Source organism: Vibrio sinaloensis (genome assembly GCF_000808535.1).
Taxonomy (GTDB): Bacteria; Pseudomonadota; Gammaproteobacteria; order Enterobacterales; family Vibrionaceae; genus Vibrio; species Vibrio sinaloensis_D.
The window spans coordinates 201,064-226,453 of the sequence record NZ_JWLV01000010.1; the positions used below are offsets into that span (position 1 = coordinate 201,064).

Genomic DNA, 25,390 nt, shown 5'->3' on the forward strand with positions numbered 1-25,390 from the left:
GAAGTATTGCTTTAAAAACGAAAAGGGTCTCAGGGACCCTTTTTTGTCTTTTAATGAAAATCCCGTGACCGACTTTGCAGCCCTTCAAGCTTATCGGTCATATCAATGAGTCGCCCTGCAATTACATGGGTGACTTCCCCTTCACGTTCTAAAATCCCTTTCACCATGAGTATTTTGGCGGTGAGATAGGCTTGCTTTTGCGCTCTTGCGGTGGCTTGCCACACCACCACATTGATGTTGCCCGTATCATCTTCAAGGGTAAAAAACGTAACACCTGCCGCCGTTCCGGGAGCTTGTTTTCCTGTGACCACTCCAACAACGGTCACTAACGATTGGTGCGGACGCATCATGAGTTCACTCATACGGGTAAATCGTCCCAACATGCCTGCCTTGTCGAGTAAACGAATAGGGTGCTGCTGGAGAGAAAGCCCTGTTGCGGCATAGTCTTCGAGTAAGGTCTGCATCTCAGAGGGAGCCGCGACAGGTATTGAATTTGTCTCTTGCATGTCTTTAAACAGTGGCAAATCAGAGAGTGAATCCATCATGGACCAACGGGTTTGGTAGCGATTATTGGCGATGGATTGCATTGCGTTGGCTGACGCGAGCAACTCGATATCACGTCGATTTAAACCAATGTGCTTGAGTTGATTCGGGTGGTTGAATCCTTGTTTCCCGCGAGCCTTGATCAACTGGTGGCTACTCTCAATACTGAATCCTTTGATTTGTCGTAAGCCCAGTCGAATCGCAAACTTGTCACCACATTTTACGACTTGATGGTCGTGTAGCGATTGGTTAACGCAGACTGGTAATATCATGACATTATGACGTTTTGCATCTTGAACAAGTTGTGAAGCACTGTAAAACCCCATAGGTAGGCTATTGAGTATGGAGGTGTAAAACGCTTCAGGATAGTAGTGTTTTAACCAAGCGGAGCAATAGGCAAGTACCGCAAAAGAGGCGGAGTGGCTTTCAGGAAAACCGTATTCACCGAAGCCTAAAATTTGGTCAAAAATACGTTCGGCGAATTCCAGCTCATAGCCGCGACTGAGCATGCCTTCAATCAGTTTGGTTTTGAATTTGATTAAGTCCCCATTTTTCTTCCAAGCGGCCATCGCGCGGCGTAAGGAGTCTGCTTCACCGCCACTGAATCCGGCGGCCACCATTGCTAGCTTGATCACTTGCTCTTGGAAAATGGGGACTCCCATCGTACGTGACAGCACTTCCTCCACCTCTTTGGAAGGGTAGGTTATTGGTTCGATCCCATCACGGCGCTTGAGAAATGGATGGACCATATCGCCTTGTATTGGGCCTGGGCGGACGATGGCGATTTGAATGACTAAATCGTAGTAGCAGGCGGGCTTAAGGCGCGGTAACATGCTCATTTGGGCACGCGATTCAATTTGAAAGACACCTACGGTATCCGCTTGCTGGATCATTCGATAGACGTTGGGGTCGTCTTGTCTTCGCGTGATCTCCGCGATGCTGAGCTCTTGATTGTGCAGCTTTTTGACCCAGTCAAAGCACTTGCGGATAGCACTGAGCATTCCAAGGGACAGGACATCGACTTTGAGCAGTTTTAAGCTCTCGAGGTCATCTTTGTCCCACTGAATGACGGTTCTATCTGGCATAGAAGCATTTTCTACAGGCACCAATTGATGAAGAGGGCCTGCCGCAATCACAAAGCCGCCAACGTGCTGAGAGAGATGTCGAGGAAACCCCATGATTTCATTAACCAAGGCGATGAACTGCTCACCCTTAAGTGAGCCTGGTTGTAGCCCTAGTTCAACAATCTGTGCTTGCCAGCCTAGAGAGCGATCACGACGATTGACGTTTTTGATGAAGTAGTCGAGTTGGCTCTCTTCAATGCCTAGTGCCTTCCCTACATCACGCACCGCACTTTTAAAGCGATAGGTAATGACGGTAGCGGCGAGTGCAGCGCGCTCACGGCCATATTTTTGGTAGATGTATTGAATCACTTCTTCGCGACGTTCGTGCTCAAAGTCGACATCAATGTCGGGGGGCTCATTGCGCTCTTTACTAATGAAACGCTCAAACAGAACCGAGATTTGGCGCGGGTCGACAGAGGTGATTTCCAAACAGTAACAGACCACCGAGTTTGCTGCTGAACCTCGCCCTTGGTAGAGAATGCAGTTACGTTTGGCAAACATGACGATGTCATGAATGGTTAAAAAATAAAATGGGTAGTTGAGCTCTTCAATCAGATCGAGCTCTTTGTCTATTGTCTCTTCGACATGCGCAGGTACGCCTTCAGGAAAGCGTAATTTTTTGCCATGCTCCACGAGTTTACGTAAGTAGTTGTTGGGAGATTCGCCGTTAGGGACCAGTTCACTTGGGTACTGATATTGGAGCTCGCCCATCGAAAACTTACATCGTTTGGCAATATGAACACTCTCTTCAAGCCACTCCGGTTTGAACAGTTTGCTGAGTTTTTCTTTGCTGCGTAGAGTGCGCTCCGTATTGGTCAGTAAGTGGCTGCCAATATTATCGACACTTTTTCCTAACTGAATCGCCGTGAGAACGTGTTGCAGCGGCAAGCGTGTCGCAGTGTGCATTAAGACGCCACCGCAGGCAGTAACCGGCAAAGCCAATTCTTGGGCGAGTCGCTCACAGTGCTGTAAGTATTGCTTCTCGTCCGAGCTTAAATGGCGTTGTATGCCTATCCATAATCGATGTTGGTGATGCTGTGTTAGCCATTGCCCCCATTTGAAATCCGAGTCTTGATGTGAGGGTAACCAAATGACTAAACAGTGTTTCACTGTCATCAAGTCCCACTCCGAAAGTTGATACTGGCCTTTTTCAGAGCGCCTTCTAGCATTGGTAATGATGCGGCACAGCTCTGCGTAGGCATCATGAGTTGGGCAAAGGAGCACCACTTGGCACTCTTGATTGAGCCAGAACATGCTGCCAATAATGAGCCGAGTGTTAAGTTGGTGTGTTTCTATCGCTTTGTATGCTCGCACAACACCGGCTACCGAGCACTCATCGGTGATCGCCAATGAGTGATAGCGTAAAAAATCGGCTTGTAAAATCAGCTCTTCAGCGTGGGATGCGCCAGTCAGAAAAGAAAAATTAGTCTGGCAGAACAGTTCCGCGTACTTCATGACCACCTCTAACTAAATACACCGTGCAGAAACCATTGCATCTGTTGGTTGCGAAACACCCACAGCCAGCGTCCTGCATCGCTGCGTGCGATAAAGTAATCCCGTGTCATTTCATCGCCGTCCCACCAGCCTGTCACAAAGCGTTCAGGGCCATGAATTATGCTGACTTTTTCAGCTAAAGGCTCAGGCTCTGGCATCATCAAAGAAGGGCGAAGACGTTGGATGTTGGGCTTTAGCGGAATGGGTAGGTCCGGTGAGCAGAGCAGGGTGGCTTTTTCTGGCCTTGGGTCATCACTCATCGCGACTTTACGAACCCGCTCATGACCGAGTTTTGCTTGCAACAAGCCAATCAGCTCAAGTTCGCTTTGCTGCCCTTGGTGGCCGGCGAAAATGTCTTTACTGCTCGACTCGAGCTCCCCCCCGCGAATCAGGCTGAGAGTGAGCCCTTGCACTGGTGCCTCTAGCTTGATGGATTCAAGAGTAAGTTGGCATAGCGTCATCCAACGATGAGCCAAGTAGTCACCAGAGGCGGATGTAAAGGTTACCGAGCTGTCTTGATGATCGCGCTGGTGGAGAGTTAATGCGAGTTCATAGCCAACTTGATTACGTAGAGTAAGAAAGATCTCTAGCTTGCTGAGTAGCTTGCCGAGTGGTTTTTCCAGCCATTGAATGTGCTCAATATCAAACAGCAGTTCCAGATAACTTTGGAACTGCTCTGGTGGATGGTAGAAATCCATCGGGTGTTTGAATTGCCCCATCAATCGCCCTACGTAGTTCATCAAATCAATATCGAATCGACGAGCGATGTCTTGCATGGGGAGTTCAAGTAATTGATGCAAATGAGTCACACCGACGCGGGATAAGGTCTCCACTTGTTTCGGGTCGAGCTCAGTGGCAATCAGAGGGTAGCGTTGGAGGCGCTGAACGATCTCATCCTTATCATGGCAGATGAATTGGCTTCCTGATTTAGCCAATAACATCGCTGAGAAAGGCGAAAACCCAGTTGCGAAATGAAACGTCAGTTTAAGCGTACTAAGGTGACGAAAAACGTGTTGCCAATAAGCCTTAAGCCCGCCATAAAGAGAAAGCATGTCGGTGGCCTTGAGCAAAATGCCTTGAGGCGGGAAAAGAGCAATATCTGAGGTGACCATATAAAGCCACTGGGCAATATCGAGCAATGTCTTATGCTCAACACTTTCATCATAAGGATGTACTTGCAGTTGTTGGCATAATGCACTGGCGCTGCCAAGCCCCATGCCAAGATCAATACCTTGCTCTTTAGCCAGCGCATTACGTTGTACAACTTGAAAACGTTTACCTTCGACGATGATCAAAGGCTGTTCTGATTGCTCGGCGTAAAGTGCGTCAAGCTGCAAGGTAGGGAAGTGAAGATAGATCCAAAGCTGCATCGCTACCCCTGCCTGCGCCATGGAAAGGGCAAGATAACCGGCTGGCTGGGCTGCACTGTCAAAGATGGCCAGTAATGGCGCATATCCAGTACAAAGCTGCCGTGTGGCCACCCTCCTTTACGTTTGGTTATCGCCACTTCAAGACCAAGGGCATGGGGCTGTAATGTCATGCTTAAGCTAACAGGAAGCGAGAAGCGATTTTTTTGCCCCGACTTAAAGAGAAAAGAGAGGCTGTTGCCCGTTTCGCTCGCGACTTGCAACCGCCGAGCTTGGTGAACTTCGATTTCTGTCGCCCAGAGCAAAACATTACTGCATGCACCGCTTCTTAAGCATTGCTCTGCGGCCCACAACGCTTCTTTTTGGCTTTTGGGATAAATGAGTAGGGCTTTATTACAATCGATGCCTTGTGAAGCAAGGTGCTGCGCGCATAGGTAACCCGGCGGTTGAATGAATACCGCTAAGCGCTCTTGGCTAGTCTGTTGTAGGTGTGGAATCAGCAAACGTAGTTCACCAATTCCCTGCGGCGATTGTAATTCAACAACGCCATGTTTAGGGAATCCACCTTCTAGCTTTTGGTCGAGTAACGAGTACCCCGTTGTGTAATAGTCTTGAGACTCGGGAGTCTGGTTACCCTGCCAAAGCCACTGTTTCTGCTTGAGATGTTCGATCAGTTCATACATAACAAAATACCTGTATATATATACAGTATAATTGTTTGTGAACTATCGGCAATAGCGAGACGAGTCGAGCGGATAAAAAAACGCCTTGTGTTTCTGAGTTGAGAACACAAGGCGTTGATTATTATTTGGAAAATAAATCAGCTGTTCGAGTTATTTTTTTGGTTGTGCGTCGATACACTGACCATTCACGTCTTTACTTTCAGGGCTCATCAGGTAGAGGTAAAGCGGCATAATATCCAGTGGTGTTTTGAGCAAATCGGTATCTTCTGCTGGATAAGCTTTGGCGCGCATTGCGGTGCGAGTGGCACCAGGGTTAATTGCATTCACGCGAATGTGTGTATCACTTAACTCATCAGCCAGTACCTGCATCATGCCTTCAGTAGCAAACTTAGACATCGCGTACGTGCCCCAAAAAGCGCGACCGCTGTGACCTACTGTTGAAGAGGTGAACACAATACGCGCGTCGTCTGATTTGTGCAGTAGCGGCAAAATCGCTTGAGTCATCAAGAATTGTGCTTTCACATTGACCTGCATAATATCGTCGTAAGTATCTTCACCGATTTGATCAAATGGGCTGATGACTCCCAATAGGCTGGCATTGTGTAAAACGCCATCTAAGCGACCAAATTGACCTTCAATGGTATCCGCCATATCAAGGTAGTTTTGCTTGGTTGCCCCTTTCATATCCAGTGGAATAATGGCTGGCTGAGGGTAACCTGCCGCTTCAATTTCGTCGTAGGTCTGCTCCAGCTTTTTCACTGTACGACCAAGCAAGATCACCGTAGCACCACGCTCTGCATAAGAGAGTGCCGCTTGCTTACCGATACCCGCGCCCGCGCCAGTAACCAAGATGACTTTGCCTTTCAGGGCATCTGAAGAAACAGCATAATCCACGATCTGTATCCTTATTGTAATGATTTACTTTATGATTCCGTAAGATGGTGGTTACAATACACTAATTCGCACTATTAGAGGATAATCGCATTGGAATTTTTATTGGACTATGGCCTGTTTTTGGCCAAGATTGTGACTGTTGTGGTCGCGATTGTAGCGATTCTAGTTTTTGCCAAAGCGGTAGGCGGTAAAAGCGGCGGCGCGAAGGGTGAACTGGAAATTACCAACCTCACTGAGCAGCATAAAAACACGGTTGAGCAGTTAGAGCACCATCTGCACGATGCCGCTTTCATTAAAGCGCGTGACAAAGCAGAGAAGAAGCAAGAAAAAGAGAAAAACAAATCACGAGAGAAAGAGATCAAGAAAGCCTCAAAAGAGGGCGATCTGGACAGCAAACGTGAGCCTCACTTATTTGTTTTGGATTTCAAAGGCAGCATTGATGCTAAAGAAGTCGCTTCGCTACGTGAAGAGGTGACTGCGATTCTAGCGGTGGCACGTGAAGGCGATGAAGTACTACTGAGGCTGGAATCTGGTGGTGGTATGGTTCACGGCTATGGATTGGCGTCATCACAGCTTGATCGAATTAAAGCCGCGAATTTGCCACTCACAATTGCCGTGGATAAAGTCGCGGCCAGTGGCGGTTACATGATGGCGTGTATCGCCGATAAAATTGTCTCTGCACCGTTTGCGATTGTGGGTTCAATTGGTGTGATTGCCCAATTGCCGAACTTCAATAAAGTACTGAAAAAATACGACATTGAGTATGAGCAGCTAACAGCAGGCGAATACAAACGTACTTTGACTATGTTTGGCGAAAACACCGATAAGGCGCGTGAGAAATTCAAGCAAGAGTTGGAAGAAACCCACGGTCTGTTCAAAGACTTTATCCGTGAACGTCGCCCAGAACTCGAGTTAGACAAAGTTGCGACAGGGGAACATTGGTTCGGAACTCAAGCCCACGAGCTTGGTTTAGTTGATGAAATTAAGACCTCTGATGACCTTGTTGTGGCAGCATGCAAAGATAAAACCGTACTTGCTATTCATTACGTTGAGAAGAGGAAGCTGACCTCTAAGCTTGCTGGCATGGCAGGTGAGGCTGCAGACAACGTACTGATGAAGCTGATCGACCGCGGACAGCGCCCAATCGTCTAAATAAAGTCACACTTGTAGAATCAAAGCGCCTATCGAATGATGGCGCTTTTTTGTATCAGGGGATAACGTGTAGTCATGTTGGCCACTAGATTCCCGCGAATAGGTGAAATAGAAACTCCCACAAGCCGTAGGGTAACCATTTATAATGTGGTACGCAGGGTATATACTTACTTCATGTCGGATTTTTACAGAAGTCCTAGGTACACTGGATGTTAATTAAAAAACAAGAAGCGCCACACGATATGCAAATAGGCGCTCGATTTGAAACAAAAAAACATGGCTATGTTACGGTAATTGAATACTACAACACGCATACCGTTATTGTGGCGTTTGAAAATACCGGAAATATTCGTTCTATTACTGCGGCAAAACTGCGCAGTGGACAAGTTTCTGATCGTTCTGTTCCACCTCAGTCGTCGATGGTCGGTGAAAGAGTCGAGTCAGTTAAGCATGGCATTTTAACTATTATTCAAGTTGAGTCTGAGAACATTGTGGTTCTTGAAAATGAGCATGGTGAAGAAATTCGTATGTTACTTCCCGCCGTGCAAAAATTACGAGATAGAGTAGAAGAAGACACAGAATGCTCTAAACCTGAAATGCCCACATCTTTAAGCGCTCTAACTAAAAGAAATAAAAAGACCAAAGATGTTAATAGTCTTTTGAAGAAAATGCTTTCCGACTACGGGAAATAACCACAGCTATTATTTAACACCGTTCATAACGCCAGATCACACTTTATTTTTCTCTCGATATTATTTATTTCAAACATGCTTTTTGTTTACCGCTCCTTTCGAGGTGTTAGTGACAAATTGTGTGTTTGAAACTTCATTTTGCGTGATCTTGGTCACGAGGTCATTTTGGTTTTGTGATGGTGATCTATTCTGTTTTGGGGCGATTTGGATATTATCCATCTCAACGAATAAACGAAAGCACACAGCTTTCTGATTAAAACCCTACGAGAAGAATATTATGAAAAAGATTATGGTTGTATGCGGTAATGGCCTTGGTACTTCATTGATGATGGAGATGGCCGTTAAAGAAGTTGCAGGAAAAATTGGTCTGGATGCAGAGGTAGATCATGAAGATCTCTCTTCAGCAGCATCAAGTAGTGCTGATATTTGGGTAGCCGCAACTGATGTCGCAAACCAATTAGCTGAAGCGGGTAAAACAAATATTGTTAGCCTAGCAAATATTTTTGATAAAGCGTCTATTGAAGAACAATTAAAAACTTTCATGTAAGGAAGTAAATTATGGCTAATTTCTTTGAATTCATGCTTGGCTTATTAAAAGAGCCAGCAATCATGGTTGGTTTAATTGCTTTTGTTGGATTGATTGCACAAAAGTCAGATATATCAACCGTTTTGAAAGGCACTATTAAAACCGTCATGGGTTTCCTAATTTTAGGTTTTGGTGCGGGTGCACTTGTTGGTGCGCTAAATCATTTTTCAACGGTATTTACCGAAGCATTTGGTGTAAGTGGTGTTATTCCAAATAACGAAGCAATCGTAGCATTAGCTCAAGAAGCGTTTGGCTACGAAATGGCATTAATTATGTTCTTTGCTTTCGTAGTAAATATTCTATTGGCTCGTTTTACTCCGTTAAAATATATTTTCTTAACGGGCCACCACACTATGTTCATGTCTATGCTTGTTGCTGTAATCCTATCTACAGCGGGCATCAAAGGCACTGTATTAGTGGCTATGGGCTCTGTGATAGTAGGCTCGCTGATGGTGATCATGCCAGCACTTGCTCAGAAATACACTGAGAAAGTCATGGGCACTGACCAGCTTGCAATGGGTCACTTCTCTACGTTTTCTTACCTGGTATCTGGTTACATTGGTAGCAAGTTTGGTGATACGTCGAAAACAACAGAAGACATTAATGTACCTAAGAGCTTAATGTTTCTACGTGATACACCAGTAGCGGTCGCGACAACCATGGCAATCTTCTTCATGTTTGCTTCTATCATCGCTGGTGGTGAGTTTGTTGAAACCGTATCAGGTGGTCAAAACTGGGTAGTATTCACCTTTATGCAATCTTTAACATTCGCAGGTGGTGTCTACATCGTACTGCAAGGTGTGAAGATGCTAATTGCAGAAATTGTTCCAGCGTTTAAAGGTATCTCTGACAAGCTCGTACCAGGTGCAAAACCAGCACTAGACTGTCCAATGGTATTCCCAGTTGCACCAAATGCGGTACTTATCGGTTTCCTATCATCGTTTGCCGCAGGTCTTGTCGCGATGGGTATCCAAGGCATGTTTGATTGGACGATTATCGTTGCAGGTGTTGTGCCTCACTTCTTCGTGGGCGGTGCGGCAGGCGTTTACGGTAACGCAACAGGTGGTCTACGCGGTGCAATTCTAGGTTCGTTCACACAAGGCCTGTGTATCTCGTTCCTACCAATGCTTCTTCTTCCGGTTCTTGGTGGCCTAGGTCTTGAAGCAACAACATTCGCTGACTTTGACTTCGGTGTGGTTGGTCTGATTCTAGGGTGGTTAGTATCATGAGCATTATGAATCTGATTGGCGATAACATTGTTATCTCAAACGAGCAAAACTTAACGGTAGACAACGCACTTGATATCACTTGTTCTAAGTTGCTTGAGCAGGGCAAGGTGGATGCTACTTACCTAGAGGCGATTAAACAGAAACACAAAGAAATCGGTGCATACTATGTACTGGCGCCGAAAATCGCAATGCCTCATGCTCGCCCAGAAGATGGTGTCAATGAAGCCGCTCTGCAAATCACAGTGTTTAAGAATGGTGTGGATTTAGAGTCCGAAGATAACGGTGATGTGTTTTTCTCCGTCACTTTGGCTGCGCTAGATTCAGACAGTCATATTCAAACGATTGTTGCGTTGTCTGAGCTGTTTCAAAACGATGATGACATTGACGCGATCATTAGTGCAGAAAACGAATCGGCTATTGCTGAGATTCTAAATAAGTACTAACGAAATAGTTCCCCCTTACTGAAAAGTATCAAGCCCTCGCTAGTCACGAGGGCTTTTTCATTATGAGGCGAATAAAAAACGCTCCTGAGTGAGGAGCGTTTTGATTTAAATCTTATTGAGCTTTCGCTTGGCCGCTTGGTTTGCGATTGGCTGGTTTACGGCGTTGCTGACCGTTTCCGCTATTGCCAGCGTTGTTGCTCTTTGGCTTGGTGTTTGATGGTTTACGTTTTGATTGACCACTGTTACCACGGTTTTCTCCGTTTGGCTTGTTGTGACCAAAGTGACGCTTGTTTTTACCAGCAGGTTTATTGCCACGAGCGTTATCACCTGAGCGTTGACCGTCCTGATGATCTACTTTTGGCTTTTTCGGTTTTTTGGGCTTCTTCGCTTTAATTGGTCGCGTATCCAATTTTGATTCAGGCAGTTCGTTTGTCGGTTTGAAGCCTTCCAATTCAAGGCGAGGAAGAACTTGCTGAATTAAACGCTCGATGCCAAACAGCTCGCTGGCTTCTGCGGCTTCTACTAAGGAGTACGCTTTACCCACTTCTCCCGCACGACCAGTACGACCGATGCGGTGCACGTAGTCTTCCGATACGTTTGGCAGCTCAAAGTTAACTACTTGCGGCAGCTGAGGGATGTCGATACCACGTGCGGCAATATCTGTTGCAACCAGAACTTTTACTTCACCCGATTTAAAATCTGCTAGAGCGCGAGTACGAGCGCCTTGGCTCTTGTTACCGTGAATTGGCGCCGCGGTAATGCCTTCTTTGTTGAGGAAAAAGGCTAAGCGGTTAGCGCCATGCTTGGTTCGACAGAACACTAGGGTTTGCTTCCAATCACCGTCTTTGATCATCTTCACCAACATTGGCGCTTTTTTGCGTTTGTCTGCTGGGTAGATGCTTTGTTCAATGGTAACCGCAGTGGAGTTCTCTTTGCTTACTGAAACTTCGATTGGGTCATTAACCAAGCCTTTGGCGAGCTCGCGAATCTCCGCAGAAAAGGTTGCAGAAAAAAGCAGGTTTTGACGCTTAGCAGGCAGCAAAGCCAGAATCTTACGAATGTCACGAATGAAACCCATATCTAGCATGCGATCGGCTTCATCCAGAACAAGTACTTCGAGTTGATCAAACTTAATCGCTTTTTGTTGGTACAGGTCGAGTAGGCGACCTGGCGTTGCGACCAGCACATCACAGCCTTTACGTAGCTTCATCATTTGTGGGTTCGCTTTCACGCCACCAAAAATAACTTGAGACGTAAGACGTTGGTAACGGCTGTATTTGAAAACGTTCTCTTGAACCTGAGCGGCTAGCTCGCGAGTTGGAGTCAGAACCAATGCACGGATATGGTTACCTTTTACACGCTGGCCATTATCTAAGCGTTCAAGAATTGGCAGAGTGAAGCCAGCAGTTTTACCTGTACCTGTCTGCGCTGCCGCCATTACGTCTTTGCCTTGTAATACGGCAGGAATGGCTTGCTCTTGAATTGGGGACGGTTTGTCGTATCCCTGTTCTTCAATCGCTTTAAGAATTGGGGCAGAAAGGCCTAAAGAGGTAAAACCCATATATTGTTCTCTGTATGAAGTGACTCGCGGCTCGAATTAGCGGGCGAGAAAAAGGGCGCCATTCTGAGCCCTTTAGGTAATAACATCAACACAAATTATCGTTCATTGTTTGATAAGTGGCCAAGCAAAGGCGGTTTGGTTGCGAAAAAGCCGAGTATCAATCCGCTAAGTGCACCATACATATGGGCTTCCACGGCGACGCGTGCTTGAATCAGTTCAGACGTGGACTGGGAAGCACCCATCGTCATCTCCCACGTCACCTTGGCAAGAACACCGATTACCAGTAGCCAACTGCTTTTTCGACCATTGAGAGCTTCTTGCAAAGCAAAATAGGCGAATAAACCGTGCAGCACACCTGAGAGGCCGACATAGCTGGTCATATCGCTAAATAAATTGAGTAAACCAACCGCTAGGCTTATGAAGAATAAAGCAAAAATAAAGCTGCGGTGCTCAGGCTTAAAAATAAAGTGGATGACCCAAAGGCCTGCTAAATTCATGACTAGGTGTGCAAAGTTGGTATGGGTGAAGTTTCCTGATAGGATTCGCCACCATTGACCCTCAGAAATCCATTGGCGATGCCACTCAGTGAGTGAAGCAAGAGGTTCAAACTGCAGTCCTAAACAAACTAAACTGACAGCTATTAACGGAAAATAAAAACGCACTCTATGTCTCGATACTGTTCTCAATGTGGAAAATCACTCAAAGCGTGTATTTGCGAGTGGATACAAAGCCTACCCTCGAAGGTAGAGTTGGTCATTCTACAGCATCCCAGTGAAACGAACAGGCCTATGGGTACCGCGCGGATATTAAGTTTGTCTCTTGCCAATAGCTATTGCTTCGTTGATGAAAACTTTTCCGAGCACTCGGAGCTCAATCAATTACTGGCAGAAGAAGGGGTTCACCATTTTGTCCTCTATCCCGGTGAAGGGGCGCACAGTCATCAGCAAGTGTCAAGCAAAGTGGCGCAAGAGCAAAATGTGCGCATTATCTTACTCGATGGGACATGGAAAAAAGCCTATAAGATGTGGCAGTTGTCGAGCAACTTACAGACACTTCCTCTAATTCGGCTACCCGAGAATTTGCAAGGCAACTACCGAATCCGTAAAGCGCCGAGCGACAATAGCCTATCAACGGTTGAAGCAGGCTATCATATTCTGCAATTGCTTGAGCCGGAGGCAGACTTCTCGCCACTGATTAGCGCTTTTAATCAAATGATAGAGTTTCAGATCAAGCAGATGCCTCCCGGCGTGTTTGAAAAAAACTACCTTTCTTAGCCTTCATTTATTTGATGGCACCGCTGGCTTGATATACATATTCTTATCCAGGAGAGAGTGGCTAACTTGTTGATGTGGTACTAATTGACTAGCATAGAGTGTACGTTACTCATCAAAATGGGCGAAAGAATAATTGCCCTGCTCATCAAGGAAGCTGAATGCAGACTCATCTCAACCAAATGATCCCATTGTCTGAGTTAATGCTCTCGTTGACCACAGCGCTTGACATGACCGAAGGACAACCGCCTGAGCACTGTACTCGCTGTTGCTGGATTGGAATGCATATTGGTGAACGAATGCAGCTTACCGACCAGCAACTGTATGATTTGTTCTTTACGCTGTTACTCAAAGATGCAGGTTGTAGTAGCAATGCCGCGCGAATTTGTGAGCTCTACATGACCGACGACCGCGCTTTCAAACGCAACTACAAAACGGTCGGAACCAGTTTATCCAGTGCGATTAATTTTGTGGTGAAAAACACAGGTATTGGGCAAAGTTGGGTAACTCGTATTTCAACCACCATCGATATCCTGAAAAATGGCGCCGATTACGCTCAAGAGTTGATTGAAACGCGCTGTACCAGAGGGGCAGAAGTCGCTCGTGAACTCAGGTTTCGTGACGCGGTTGCTGATGGTGTACATAGCTTGGACGAGCACTGGGATGGAACAGGCAGGCCAGAACAACTCAAACATCAAGAGATACCGCTATTTTCTCGTATTGCTCTATTGGCACAAGTGGTGGATGTCTTCCAGTTTGAACATGACCTCACGACGGCTATTGCGGAAGTAAAAGCGCGAAGTGGCAGCTGGTTTGATCCAGCATTGGTCGACATCTTTTGTACGATCGCCCAGCAGACCGAATTTATTGAAGGACTCAATGCCTTTGATGTGTCCGAACGAGTGATGACGCTAGCTCCTGCCAAAGCTCAAGTTATGGTCGACGAAGAGTACTTAAACTGCATCGTGAGTGCATTTGGTAAAATTGTCGATTCAAAGAGCCCCTATACGTCAGGGCATAGTGAACGCGTTGCCGTGTATACCGAGCTTATTGCTGAGGAGCTTGGCATCGAGAGCGACGAAAGACAATGGTTAAAGCGCGCTGCGCTACTCCATGACTTAGGTAAACTAGGGGTCAGTAACACTATTTTAGACAAGCCAGGTAAGTTGGATGACGATGAATGGGAAGCGGTGAAATCTCATGCTGCTTTAACCGAGTCGATTCTTAGTCATTTAAAACCGTTCAAAGAGATGGCTTGGATAGCCGGCGCCCACCATGAAAAACTTGATGGTACAGGGTATCCGAAGCAGTTAACCGCTGACGAGATTCCTCTAGCAACTCGAATTATTACTACAGCAGATATTTTCGATGCGATTACCGCGGAAAGACCTTATCGTGGTGCTATTCCAGTGCCTAAAACACTCGAGATAATGGAAGAAAACTTACATACAGCGATTGATGAGCGTTGTTTTAACGCGCTCAAAAAGGCGATTAAAAAGCTGCCCAGTCACTACTTTGCTGAGCAGCCGTAACGTTAGTGAGAAGAAAAGAGCTGCTGATGTAAACGCTGAGCGTGTCCGTCTGTCATCGAAGAGATGTAATCTGCGATGACGCGGTAGCCTTCGGTTTCGGTCGCCTTTTGCGACCATTGATGACGAACTTGAGTTGGTAGCAGGCGTTCTGGATCGGCGCTGAGCGCTTCAAAAATATCCATGATGATCTGCTGTCCCTTGTACTCGACAACTTGAACGTGTGGCACCTGAATCACATAGTCGCTGACAAAGTGCTTTAAAATGTCGAGCGCCGTTGCCATGGTCGGTTCAAGAAAGGCGTTGAATGACAGCAATTCACACTCAAACGGCGCATCCACTGGCTTGACCGATATGCTGGTTAGTAAAGCGTTCACCATTCCGCCTATCGCGTCTTTACGCTGAAAGTGAGTACCTGCAAACAGCATATCTGTGATGGACATGATGTGCTTTTCAAACCAAGGATCACCGCAGTCTGCCAATTGACTGGCTGCTCCTTCAATCCATTGATGGCGATTGACCATGCCCAATACGATTGCGTCTTCGAGGTCGTGAACTCCGTAAGCAATATCATCGGCCAATTCCATAATGGAACAATCGAGCGATTTATAGCGCGTTTTCTTGTGCCGCGTTTCTGTTAATGTTTCGTCGCGCATGGCGCTGAACAGCGCTTTATCCTTGCCACTCAACGGGGAGAGAAGCCAATCGAAGAGATCTTGGTCACAGTCGTATAAGCCTTTTGCTGGTGTCCAGTCTCTGGCTCTTAACTGACGTTGATGAGAAACACTCTGCGGCAGAATCGCGGCTCGGGTTTGACTGATCATGGCAGGGTATTTAATCAATCCAAGTAAGGTTCGGCGAGAGAGGTTCATCCCGAAATGTTCGGTGTAGGGTTCGAGCTTGGTGACAATGCGAAATGTTTGCGCATTGCCTTCGAAGCCGCCGTGATCACGCATCATATAATTGAGTGCAACTTCTCCGCCATGACCATAAGGCGGGTGGCCGATATCGTGCGCGAGGCAAAGCGAATCAATCAAGCTATCACTGGGCAGCAAATCACGAAACTCAGGTTGTTTCTTTTTCAGTTGCGCGACAATGCCAGTGCCAAGTTGAGCGGCCTCAAGCGAGTGAGTTAAGCGCGTGCGATGGAAGTCATCAAAGCTATTACCGTGGACTTGCGTTTTTGCCTGCAAGCGACGAAATGCTGCCGAGTGCAAGATGCGGGCACGATCTCGTTGGAATGGGCTACGGTGATCATCACGACGAATTTTGTGCTCGTCGTCATGACGTTCATGCCATAAATCGCTGATTTTAAACGTCATAGGCAGTCTCCCTGAGTTTTTTCTTACCGTACACGCTTAAGTTTGTGACTTCAAGCGGCCTGAAACAGAAGGTTTGCCTGCTAAGCGGTCAAATACGTTCGATCAGCTAATTTCGTCGAGTGACAGTTCAAAACTGGGCGCAAACGTATTGAGGAAATAATCCATTTCGGGGGTATGGCGCTCTTTAAGCGTAATATCCAAGCGTTTTTTCGCTAACGCGTATTCATGGTTGCCAGCGCTTAACTCCTCTAAACATTTGAGGTAGGCGCAAATGGTATCAGCCTGCTTAACAATGGCGGCATCCTCAGGGTGTGCTTGCTGAGAGACGAGATAAGGCGCAAAGTCTTCTTGGAACTCCTCCGGCAACATGGATAGAAGTTTCTTCTCTGCTGCGGCCTCGATTTTTTTGTACTCTTTGGCAATGTCAGGATTGTAGTACTTCACCGGTGTGGGTAAATCCCCCGTCAACACTTCACTGGTATCGTGATACATACCGAGAATGGCGATTCGTTCAGGGTTAAGACTTCCGCCAAACTTTTTGTTTTTGATGAGCGCTAAAGCGTGAGCGACAAACGCGACTTGCAGGCTGTGCTCCGAGATGTTTTCTGTTGAGACAGAGCGCATGAGTGGCCAACGTTGAATGAGTTTCATGCGGGCAAGGTGGGCGAAAAAGTGGCTTTCCTTTGGGTTGGTATTGGGCATGTAAAGACTCCTTGGCGCAAAAACAAAAGGGTACTCATTGAGTACCCTTTAAGCATATGAAAAATAATACCTGATTACTACTGACTGTAGGTCGACAAGAAGCGTTCGAATCGGCCAATAGCCATTTCTAAGTCTTCTACATGCGGTAGGGTGACGATGCGGAAGTGGTCAGGTTTAGGCCAGTTGAAGCCGGTACCTTGAACCAAGAGCACTTTCTCTTGAACTAGGAAGTCGAGCACCATTTTTTGGTCGTCTTTGATGTTGTACATCTTAGTGTCGATTTTCGGGAATAGGTACATCGCGCCTTTGGGCTTAACACAAGAGACCCCCGGAATTTGATTGACCAACTCCCACGCTTTGTCACGTTGCTCGAGCAATCGACCGCCAGGTAGGATCAGTTCATTGATGCTTTGATAACCACCCAACGCGGTTTGGATTGCGTGCTGCATAGGGACGTTGGCACACAAGCGCATAGAAGAGAGCATATCCAAACCATTAATATAGCCTTGCGCTTGATGCTTTGGTCCAGTCAAGAACATCCAACCGCCACGGAAACCACAAACGCGGTACGCCTTCGAAAGGCCATTAAAGGTGACGACAAGGACATCTTCCGTCAATGTCGCTACTGAGGTGTGTGTGGCGCCATCGTATAGGACTTTATCGTAAATCTCATCGGCAAAAATGATCAGCTTGTGCTGGCGAGCAATTTCGATCACTTCTAGCAAGAAATCTCGGCTATAAACCGCACCCGTTGGGTTGTTTGGGTTGATAAGCACGATACCGCGCGTCTTTGGCGTTATCTTACTTTTGATATCGTCAAGGTCTGGGTACCAGTCTGCTTCTTCGTCACACATGTAGTGAACCGCTTTACCGCCCGACAGTGCCACAGAAGCTGTCCAAAGAGGGTAGTCTGGCGCAGGGACGAGCATTTCGTCGCCGTTATTGAGCAGAGCTTGCATGGCCATCACGATAAGCTCTGATACACCATTACCCACATAAACATCTTCAACATCAAGAGAGCGGATGCCTTTGCGCTGATAATGTTGCACCACGGCTTTTCGCGCTGAGTAGATGCCTTTCGAATCACAATAACCTTGAGACGTCGGCAGGTTACGAATCACATCAACCAGGATTTCGTCAGGGGCGTCAAAGCCAAATGGGGCGGGGTTGCCAATGTTTAGCTTCAGTATTTTATGCCCCTCTTCCTCCATGCGCTTAGCATGTTTTAGTACAGGACCCCTAATGTCATAGCAGACATTGTCGAGTTTTGACGACATCCCGATATTTTGCATTGATTAAAACCTAAAAATAATTGAATTTCTTTATTAAACTACATCAAAAACATTTTTTTTAGAATAAAAATCTGGCTGAGTGCCTAGATTTCACCCCTTGTAGCACGTCCGTTATCACAGGATTTTGCAAAACATTAGTTGCAACCTTGATTTGAGTAGGGTCTATAAATACAGTAATCACCTAAAATAAATATTATTCCCCATGCATACGAGGCTGATTTGTCCTATTTTCATCAAGCCGTCACTGAACTGATTGAACGCGTAAAGGATGCAAAGGACGGTGTTACCCGTCTGGTTCAAGTTCTTGAGGAAAAACCTGACTTTGCATTTATTGATTGGCTAGAAGCGCAACCGCTTTTTCCCAAGTTTTACTGGCAATCTCGCGATACTCGCGAAGAAGTGGTCGCATTAGGGCAACTGCATACGTTTGTTGAGCCGGCGCCTGCTTACGCGATTTTGGCTGATGATCAGCGCATATGGGGAGGGCGATCGTTCGATGGCCAGACGGACAAAAATCGTCGCTGCATGTCTTCATTTTTCTTCTTACCGCAAATTGAGTTAATTCGCTTTGACGAAACTTGGTCTTTGGCGGCCAATTTGAGTGCGGATAAGCATCGCACTTTGGCGAGTTTGTATAAGTTGCAGCATGAAGTTACGCCGCTGCTTCCAGTCTCTGCTCATATTGAGCATATCCAGCATACGCCAGAGAAAGCAGAGTGGTCTCAGTTGGTGGAAAAAGTGCTGACTGGTATAGAAAATAACGATTTCAAAAAAGTGGTATTGGCGCGAAAAACCGCCGTTACATTAAGTGCACCGCTGTGCGCCTCGCAATTTCTAAAATCAAGCTACTTGCACAATCATCACAGCTTCCACTTCATGCTCTCTTTAGACCGAAAGCACTCCTTTATTGGCTCAACACCTGAGCGTCTTTATTTGCGCCAAGGGCAAGAGCTTTACACCGAAGCACTCGCTGGCACGATAGGACGTGGCCTCAATGCCAGTCAGGATATGGAGCTCGCAAACTGGTTGGCTAATGACAGCAAAAACCTCAATGAGAACCAGTATGTGGTGGATGACATCATAGAGCGTCTATCGCCTCATTCAGAACGCGTCGAAGTTGAGCAAGAGGCTCGTTTGGTGCGTCTGCGTAAAGTGCAGCATTTAAAGCGCAGTATTCATGCCCACCTCCACAAAGGGGTCAATGGCGTTCAGTTGCTCAGTGCGCTGCAACCGACTGCTGCCGTGGCAGGCCTACCAAGAAAAGAGTCGATGGCGTTTATTCGTGAAAACGAGCCGTTCGCTCGAGGTTGGTACGCCGGATCTATGGGATTTATTAGCCACCAACGCGCCGAGTTTTGTGTCGCAATCCGCAGCGCTTTAGTCCTTAATGATCAAGTTCAGTTATTTGCTGGTGCAGGGATTGTTCCGGGCTCAGTTGCTGAGTATGAATGGCAAGAGCTCGATAAGAAGATGTCGACATTACTCTCACTCATATCAGATAACCCACCATTGGGAGTCGCGTCTTAAATGAGTCATGCACTACCTTGTGTTAATCAAGCTGTGGTCAACCGAATTTGGTGTAGAACCTTGCTTGAAGAGCTAACCCGCTTTGGCGTTAGCGATATTTGTATTGCGCCTGGTTCTCGTTCAACACCACTGACACTTGAAGCGGATCAACACACTCAATTATCCCTCCATACGCATTTTGACGAGCGGGGATTGGGTTTTTTAGCTTTAGGTCTCGCCAAAGCAAGCCAAAAGCCGGTCGCGATTGTGGTGACGTCGGGTACAGCGGTGGCGAACTTACTCCCAGCCATTGCTGAAGCAAAATTAACGGGCGAGAAACTCGTTGTACTCACTGCCGATCGACCCATTGAGTTGGTTTCTTGCGGTGCGAACCAAGCGATTCAGCAATCGGGCATTTTTTCAAACCATGTGTCGGCATCGCTTGAGCTGCCAAGTCCTTCGCTGCAAGTGCCGCTAAAATGGCTGTTGACGAGTGTCGATCAAGTGATGGCGGAGCAGGCTAACCAAGGCAGCGCGATTCACATCAACTGCCCATTTCCAGAGCCTCTTTACAGCGATGAGTCTGCGACGCTCTATCAAGACTACATGGATCAGCTTGGAGACTGGTGGCAAAGTGGTCGCGTGTTCAGTGCCAAGCACCTTGCCTCACCAAAGCCCCATATCGATGTCGGTTATTTCATTGAGAAAAAAGGCGTCGTCGTTCTTGGCAGTGTGACATTACAACAAGCGCAAAAAGTCGCTCAGCTCGCGGACAAGCTTGGCTGGCCACTTTTGTGCGATCCTCAATCGGGTGTGGGGTCAGACTGGTCTCACTATGACTTGTGGCTGAAAAACCGTTCTGCCTCGCATGCACTCAATGAATGTGAGTTGGTGTTGCAGTTCGGCTCGCGCATCATTTCTAAGCGACTCAATCATTGGTTGACTCAGCAGGTGGAAAGTCGTGGAGCGGATTACCATTTCGTATCTCCTAGGCTTGATCGAAATAATCAAACCCATTTGATGCAGCAGCATCATGTATGCGAAGTGGCAGAGTGGCTAGAGTCTTTCGATGAAAGGTTATTGCCTACTGCGTCGACCAAACAAGGGTGGGCGCATGATGCTAAAAGTTATGCCCAACACATCTCATCGTTAGCGGGTGTGCATTTAAGTACCGATGTGTCGTTGTCTGAAATCGGCTTGGCACTGACGTTAAATCAATTACCTAAGCAGTCGCAGTTGTTTGTGGGTAACAGTCTTTTTGTCCGTCTGGTGGACATGTTCAGTCGCTTAGATGAGCGTGAAGTGTATACCAATCGTGGCGCTTCGGGGATTGATGGCTTAATTGCAACGGCCAGTGGTGTCATTCGTGCCACAGGCAAGCCAACCGTGGTGTTTATCGGTGATACATCGCTGCTTTACGATGTGAATTCGCTGGCGCTGCTTACCCATAGTACGACACCTGTCGTTGTGGTGGTGACCAATAATGACGGTGGGGCGATTTTTGATTTACTGCCGGTGCCTGAGCAGCAAAAACAAGCGCTCTATCAAATGCCGCATGGCTATGATTTCGAGTATGCCGCGAAGCAGTTCCAGTTAGAGTATGCCAAGCCAGAAACCTTGCCAGACTATCTGCAGGTAGTAGGTTCACATTTGGAACAAGGCCAAGGCACTTTAGTGGTGGAAGTGCAAACGCCGCCGGAACAGGCCTCCTCTCAACTTAAGGAATTTATCCAGCAAGTCCATGCTTTATAGTCACGCAAATCATTCATTTACCGAGAAACACCAACAGCCAGTGTTGGTGTTTTTGCATGGTTTACTCGGCTCGGGTGAAGATTGGCAGCAGACTTTCGTTCATTTGATGGACTATCCGGCACTCTCGATTGATCTCCCTAGTCATGGATTAAGCGCATTTTCAACTTGTCACGATTTCAAAGAGTGCTGTGATCAAATATCTGACACGCTGCTCACTCAAATTGCGCCACATCGCCCTATAGTACTGATTGGATATTCCCTTGGTGCCCGTATTGCGATGAATGGGGTGGTCCATAATCACTTCGCGAACCTGAATATTCAGCAACTTATCGTTGAAGGGGGCAATTTCGGTTTGCAGCATGAGGCAGACAAAATTGCTCGACTTAACCATGATTCACGCTGGGCAAAACGATTCGAATCAGAGCCTATTGAGCAGGTGTTAAGCGATTGGTATCAGCAACCCGTGTTTAGTTCACTAAATCATGAGCAAAGACAAAAACTGATTGCTAAACGCAGTGCTAACCTAGGCCCGCAAGTGGCGCACATGTTGATGGCGACGTCATTAGCTAAACAAGATTATTTGCTCGACGCGCTAAAGTCGTCGAGTACAACAACACACTATATTTGTGGCGAGAAAGACAAGAAGTTTAGTCAGTTGGCCGAACAAAGCGGTCTGTCTTTCAGCCAAGTTGTTGATGCTGGGCACAATGTTCATGTTGAACAGCCTCAAGCATTTGCAGCAATTGTGAAAACTCAAATCGATGCGCACGTAAATTCGTCGCATTGAGTCATTTAGAGAAGAAACAGGAATCACCATGGCAAAAACAGTCGGTATCTCAGAAGAAGAACTATACGCACCAGTAAACTGGAATGACTGCACCGGTGAATATGAAGATATTCAGTACCACAAGTCGGAAGATGGCATCGCGAAGATCACCATCGCTCGCCCACAAGTTCGTAATGCTTTCCGCCCTCAAACCGTCAAAGAGATGATCAATGCGTTGGCAGATGCTCGCTATGATGAAGGCGTAGGCGTCATTATTCTTACCGGTCTTGGCGAAAAAGCGTTCTGTTCAGGCGGCGATCAGAAGATTCGTGGCGATTACGGCGGCTACCAAGACGATTCGGGCACTCACCACTTAAATGTTCTTGATTTTCAACGTCAAATCCGTACTTGTCCAAAACCTGTGATCGCGTCAGTTGCTGGCTGGGCGGTCGGTGGTGGCCATGTGCTGCATATGATGTGTGACCTAACAATCGCAGCAGAGAATGCTCAATTTGGTCAAACAGGACCGAAAGTGGGTTCGTTTGATGGCGGTTGGGGGGCATCTTACATGGCGCGTATTGTTGGCCAAAAGAAAGCGCGTGAGATCTGGTTCCTATGCCGATTCTATGATGCTCAAGAAGCCTTGGATATGGGGCTTGTGAACACCGTTGTTCCACTGGAAGATCTAGAGAAAGAGACCGTGCGCTGGTGTCGTGAAACGCTACAACATAGCCCTATGGCTCTTCGTTGTCTGAAAGCGGCTCTGAACGCCGACTGTGACGGTCAAGCTGGGCTTCAGGAGCTAGCAGGTAACGCGACAATGATGTTCTACATGACAGAAGAGGGTCAGGAAGGTCGTAACGCGTTCAATGAGAAGCGTCGTCCGGACTTTAATAAGTTCCCACGCAACCCTTAATTTGTTGTCGATATCGTCGCTTTAGCCTCAATAACTGTGTCGAGGATGCTCATATAGGCTTCTATATTCCGCGTCCTCTCCTTGTTCTTGAGGCTACAGCTTAGATATCAAAGTACAAATAGGTGAAATATCCAATACAAGCTACATTTATATCAACAAAGAAAGGGATATTGCTATGAGATCAGCCAAACTGTATCGCTACGAATTGCCGATGGACAGTGGGGTGATACTGCGTGAGGAACGGTTGAAACAACGCGAAGGTTTTGTGGTTGAGCTAGAGCTTGATGGTGAAACAGGTCGCGGTGAGATTGCTCCACTACCTGGTTTTAGTCTCGAATCAATGGATGATGCATACTCGCAATTGGTTGAGCAATTGGCGTTATGGCGAGAAGGTCGCACCTTTGAACTTGATAAGCTCTATCCGTCGGTCGCCTTTGGGTTGTCAATGGCTCAACTCGAGCTTGAAAATCAACTACCACAGTCGGGGTGCTATCAAGCGGCACCACTCTGTTCAGGCGATCCCGATGAGCTGCTACCGAAACTGAATGCGATGACTGGTGATAAAGTCGCTAAGATCAAAGTGGGTCTGTATGAGCCAATTCGTGATGGCATGCTTGTCAGCTTATTCTTGGAGTCGATTCCAGACCTAACGTTACGTTTGGATGCAAACCGAGCTTGGACGGCGGAAAAAGCACAGCAATTTGCAAAAAAAGTTGCCCCTTCACTTCGTGGTCGTATCGCATTTATTGAGGAGCCGTGTCAGGCGCCTGGTGACAGCTTTTCATTTGCTATCAATACCGGCATTGCCATTGCTTGGGATGAAACCTTGCAGCATGCAATTCGAAAAGATGACTTTAAGCTGGAGGACTTCAATGGCGCGAAGGCGATCGTCATCAAGCCAACTCTCATTGGATCGGTACAGCGTTGTATCGAGCTGATTGAGCGTGCAAAAGCGCTCGGCATTAAAGCGGTGATAAGCTCAAGCATTGAATCAAGCTTAGGTTTGACTCAATTAGCGCGTTTGGCTCAGTGGCAATTGCCAGATGAAGTTCCAGGATTGGATACGGTCGGTTTGTTTGCTCAGCAGCTTGAAGTTGCTTGGCCGGGTTGCGACTTGCCACTGGTTCGCCTAGCGGACCAAAGTTTGATTTGGCAATCTTGATGCAACCAGTCCTTTCTCCACTCAATCAATGGGCTCAATCGAGCCCATCTTTGTTGGCGCTAGACACGCCGAAGAAACACTACACTTGGGCAGAGTTAGAGCGCGAAGCCCTGATGATGGCAGCCAGTCTTAGGCAGCAAGGCGTTCAATCGGGAGACGTGGTGACCTGCGTTGGGAAAAATAGTCCTGAGTCGGTCATTTTACTTCTCGCGACCTTAGAAATCGGGGCGGTATGCGCATTCACTATGCCCCAAACAGAGAGTGAACTCGAAACCAAGCTTAGTACGCTTTACGCATCACACCAGCAGCGCTGGATTTGGAGTCCGGAAGTGAGTGCAGAGCGAACGCTAGAGTACGCCCCTTCGCCTGCGGATCAAACAAGTCGCGCCTACCGTTCAGACGCTATCGCAACTATCGTGTTTACATCAGGAACCACAGGCATTCCAAAAGCGGTGGCTCATACTTCGCGTCAACATCTCGCTTCCGCACAAGGGCTTCTAGCGCGTTTTCGTTTTCAGCAAGGTGACACATGGCTGCTTAGTTTGCCGCTTTATCATGTTTCGGGCTTGGCGATTATCTATCGCTGGCTGCAAAGCGGGGCGACGTTAAAGGTGGGCAGTGGAGATTTGCACTCCGACATTTTAACTGTCACCCATGCCTCTTTGGTCGCTACTCAGTTAAAGCGCTTGCTCGAAAGCAACGTTGAGCTCACGTTAACTCATGTTTTACTCGGTGGTAGCCATGTCCCCCTCGCGTTGAGTTCGCAAGCGGCTAAGCGCGGTATCGATACTTGGCTCGGATACGGGATGACGGAGGCGGCCTCGACGGTGACCGCGAAGCAAATTGACGAGCATTACAGCGCCGGCTTTGTATTGCCAAACCGCAAGGTTAAGCTAGAGGATGGTCGGATATACGTTGGTGGTGACACTCTCGCCTTAGGGTATTACCGCCAAGGAGCAGTGACACCCATTGCTGACCAAGGGTGGTTTGACACGAAAGACCTTGGTGCGTGGGTCGGTAGTGAGCTTAAGATCATTGGTCGAGCGGACAACCTATTTATTTCTGGGGGCGAGAACATTCACTGTGAGGAAATTGAAGCGGTACTGAATGCGTTCGCAGGTGTTAAGCAAGCCATCGTAATCCCAGTCGCTGATGAAGAATTCGGTTTCAGACCTGTCGCGATTTTGGATGCCAAGCGACTCCCTGAATTGAGTCAGATTGAAACTTACCTTAAACCGAGGCTAACCAAGTTTAAATGGCCAATTGCCTACCACCTTCTGCCAGAGTCACTCTTAGGTAATGGGATAAAGCTATCTCGAAAAGCCGTCAAAGATTGGTTTAAAGAGTACCAAGCGCTCATTAAATAAAGCGATAGGTTGCATAATCGATATGTTGTTTGTTTTA

Annotated in this window: 22 protein-coding genes; 13 read left to right on the top strand and 9 right to left on the bottom strand. The window is 47.1% G+C overall.

The genetic code is table 11. From position 1 onward, the window contains the following. Positions 1-50: 50 nt before the first annotated feature. The 4 genes from RJ47_RS08280 to RJ47_RS08295 form a co-directional block, all read right to left on the bottom strand. Positions 51-3,122 carry an error-prone DNA polymerase gene (locus RJ47_RS08280; protein ID WP_039483102.1) on the bottom strand — a complete coding sequence of 1,024 codons (3,072 nt, stop codon included), beginning with the start codon at positions 3,120-3,122 and terminating at the stop codon, positions 51-53. Between the two features lie 8 nt (positions 3,123-3,130). Beyond that, a complete protein-coding gene (locus RJ47_RS08285; RefSeq protein WP_039483105.1) occupies positions 3,131-4,531 on the bottom strand; it encodes a Y-family DNA polymerase in 1,401 nt (466 codons plus the stop codon). Positions 4,532-4,533: 2 nt separating this feature from the next. Continuing rightward, a complete protein-coding gene (gene imuA / locus RJ47_RS08290; RefSeq protein WP_039483109.1) occupies positions 4,534-5,211 on the bottom strand; it encodes a translesion DNA synthesis-associated protein ImuA in 678 nt (225 codons plus the stop codon). A gap of 150 nt (positions 5,212-5,361) precedes the next feature. Then, entirely contained in the window at positions 5,362-6,105 is a 744-nt protein-coding gene (locus RJ47_RS08295; protein ID WP_005473051.1) for a YciK family oxidoreductase, read from the bottom strand. Between the two features lie 90 nt (positions 6,106-6,195). Here RJ47_RS08295 and sohB point away from each other — a divergent pair, with 90 nt between their 5' ends. From sohB to RJ47_RS08320, 5 genes are all read left to right on the top strand, one after another. Next, on the top strand, positions 6,196-7,257 hold the full coding sequence (sohB, locus tag RJ47_RS08300; protein WP_039483112.1) for a protease SohB: 1,062 nt from the start codon (positions 6,196-6,198) through the stop codon (positions 7,255-7,257). A 209-nt stretch (positions 7,258-7,466) separates the two neighbouring features. Further along, entirely contained in the window at positions 7,467-7,949 is a 483-nt protein-coding gene (locus RJ47_RS08305) for a hypothetical protein (RefSeq protein ID WP_039483115.1), read from the top strand. A 277-nt stretch (positions 7,950-8,226) separates the two neighbouring features. Next, positions 8,227-8,496 (top strand): PTS sugar transporter subunit IIB, encoded by a 270-nt coding sequence (locus tag RJ47_RS08310; RefSeq protein ID WP_038134134.1) that lies wholly within the window; start codon positions 8,227-8,229, stop codon positions 8,494-8,496. 11 nt (positions 8,497-8,507) lie between these two features. Then, the gene (locus tag RJ47_RS08315; protein WP_038134135.1) at positions 8,508-9,764 is read left to right on the top strand and encodes a PTS ascorbate transporter subunit IIC; all 1,257 of its coding nucleotides are present in this window, start codon (positions 8,508-8,510) and stop codon (positions 9,762-9,764) included. Further along, positions 9,761-10,207, top strand: a complete 447-nt coding sequence (locus tag RJ47_RS08320; RefSeq protein ID WP_038192613.1) for a PTS sugar transporter subunit IIA — start codon at positions 9,761-9,763, stop codon at positions 10,205-10,207. The genes RJ47_RS08315 and RJ47_RS08320 overlap by 4 nt, the downstream gene beginning before the upstream one ends. A gap of 112 nt (positions 10,208-10,319) precedes the next feature. Here RJ47_RS08320 and RJ47_RS08325 read toward each other — a convergent pair whose 3' ends face one another. Together RJ47_RS08325 and rrtA are read right to left on the bottom strand one after the other, a co-directional pair. Then, positions 10,320-11,768 carry a DEAD/DEAH box helicase gene (locus RJ47_RS08325; RefSeq protein WP_039483120.1) on the bottom strand — a complete coding sequence of 483 codons (1,449 nt, stop codon included), beginning with the start codon at positions 11,766-11,768 and terminating at the stop codon, positions 10,320-10,322. Between the two features lie 95 nt (positions 11,769-11,863). Continuing rightward, positions 11,864-12,430, bottom strand: a complete 567-nt coding sequence (gene rrtA / locus RJ47_RS08330) for a rhombosortase (RefSeq protein WP_039483123.1) — start codon at positions 12,428-12,430, stop codon at positions 11,864-11,866. Between the two features lie 3 nt (positions 12,431-12,433). Between rrtA and RJ47_RS08335 the strand changes: the two genes are divergently transcribed. Together RJ47_RS08335 and RJ47_RS08340 are read left to right on the top strand one after the other, a co-directional pair. Beyond that, the gene (locus RJ47_RS08335) at positions 12,434-13,042 is read left to right on the top strand and encodes a tRNA-uridine aminocarboxypropyltransferase (RefSeq protein ID WP_039483126.1); all 609 of its coding nucleotides are present in this window, start codon (positions 12,434-12,436) and stop codon (positions 13,040-13,042) included. Positions 13,043-13,200: 158 nt separating this feature from the next. Continuing rightward, positions 13,201-14,571, top strand: a complete 1,371-nt coding sequence (locus RJ47_RS08340; RefSeq protein ID WP_039483129.1) for an HD-GYP domain-containing protein — start codon at positions 13,201-13,203, stop codon at positions 14,569-14,571. A gap of 2 nt (positions 14,572-14,573) precedes the next feature. On the opposite strand, the gene RJ47_RS08345 is transcribed toward RJ47_RS08340, so the two are convergent. The 3 genes from RJ47_RS08345 to RJ47_RS08355 form a co-directional block, all read right to left on the bottom strand. After that, positions 14,574-15,890: an anti-phage deoxyguanosine triphosphatase gene (locus tag RJ47_RS08345; RefSeq protein ID WP_039483132.1), complete on the bottom strand. Its 1,317-nt coding sequence runs from the start codon at positions 15,888-15,890 to the stop codon at positions 14,574-14,576. 102 nt (positions 15,891-15,992) lie between these two features. Continuing rightward, the gene (gene yfbR, locus RJ47_RS08350) at positions 15,993-16,592 is read right to left on the bottom strand and encodes a 5'-deoxynucleotidase (RefSeq protein WP_005472963.1); all 600 of its coding nucleotides are present in this window, start codon (positions 16,590-16,592) and stop codon (positions 15,993-15,995) included. A gap of 77 nt (positions 16,593-16,669) precedes the next feature. Further along, positions 16,670-17,884: a pyridoxal phosphate-dependent aminotransferase gene (locus tag RJ47_RS08355; protein WP_038192601.1), complete on the bottom strand. Its 1,215-nt coding sequence runs from the start codon at positions 17,882-17,884 to the stop codon at positions 16,670-16,672. A 219-nt stretch (positions 17,885-18,103) separates the two neighbouring features. Between RJ47_RS08355 and RJ47_RS08360 the strand changes: the two genes are divergently transcribed. From RJ47_RS08360 to menE, 6 genes are all read left to right on the top strand, one after another. After that, positions 18,104-19,411 carry an isochorismate synthase gene (locus RJ47_RS08360; protein ID WP_038134147.1) on the top strand — a complete coding sequence of 436 codons (1,308 nt, stop codon included), beginning with the start codon at positions 18,104-18,106 and terminating at the stop codon, positions 19,409-19,411. Further along, complete coding sequence (menD, locus tag RJ47_RS08365; protein WP_039483136.1) at positions 19,412-21,142, top strand: 2-succinyl-5-enolpyruvyl-6-hydroxy-3-cyclohexene-1-carboxylic-acid synthase; 1,731 nt, start codon at positions 19,412-19,414, stop codon at positions 21,140-21,142. It abuts the gene before it with no gap. Next, the gene (gene menH, locus RJ47_RS08370) at positions 21,132-21,929 is read left to right on the top strand and encodes a 2-succinyl-6-hydroxy-2,4-cyclohexadiene-1-carboxylate synthase (protein ID WP_039483138.1); all 798 of its coding nucleotides are present in this window, start codon (positions 21,132-21,134) and stop codon (positions 21,927-21,929) included. The genes menD and menH overlap by 11 nt, the downstream gene beginning before the upstream one ends. Positions 21,930-21,957: 28 nt before the next feature. Continuing rightward, a complete protein-coding gene (gene menB, locus RJ47_RS08375) occupies positions 21,958-22,824 on the top strand; it encodes a 1,4-dihydroxy-2-naphthoyl-CoA synthase (protein ID WP_005472984.1) in 867 nt (288 codons plus the stop codon). 175 nt (positions 22,825-22,999) lie between these two features. Then, the gene (gene menC, locus RJ47_RS08380) at positions 23,000-23,986 is read left to right on the top strand and encodes an o-succinylbenzoate synthase (RefSeq protein WP_039483141.1); all 987 of its coding nucleotides are present in this window, start codon (positions 23,000-23,002) and stop codon (positions 23,984-23,986) included. Beyond that, positions 23,986-25,353 carry an o-succinylbenzoate--CoA ligase gene (gene menE, locus RJ47_RS08385; protein WP_039483143.1) on the top strand — a complete coding sequence of 456 codons (1,368 nt, stop codon included), beginning with the start codon at positions 23,986-23,988 and terminating at the stop codon, positions 25,351-25,353. The genes menC and menE overlap by 1 nt, the downstream gene beginning before the upstream one ends. The last annotated feature ends 37 nt before the right edge of the window (positions 25,354-25,390 follow it).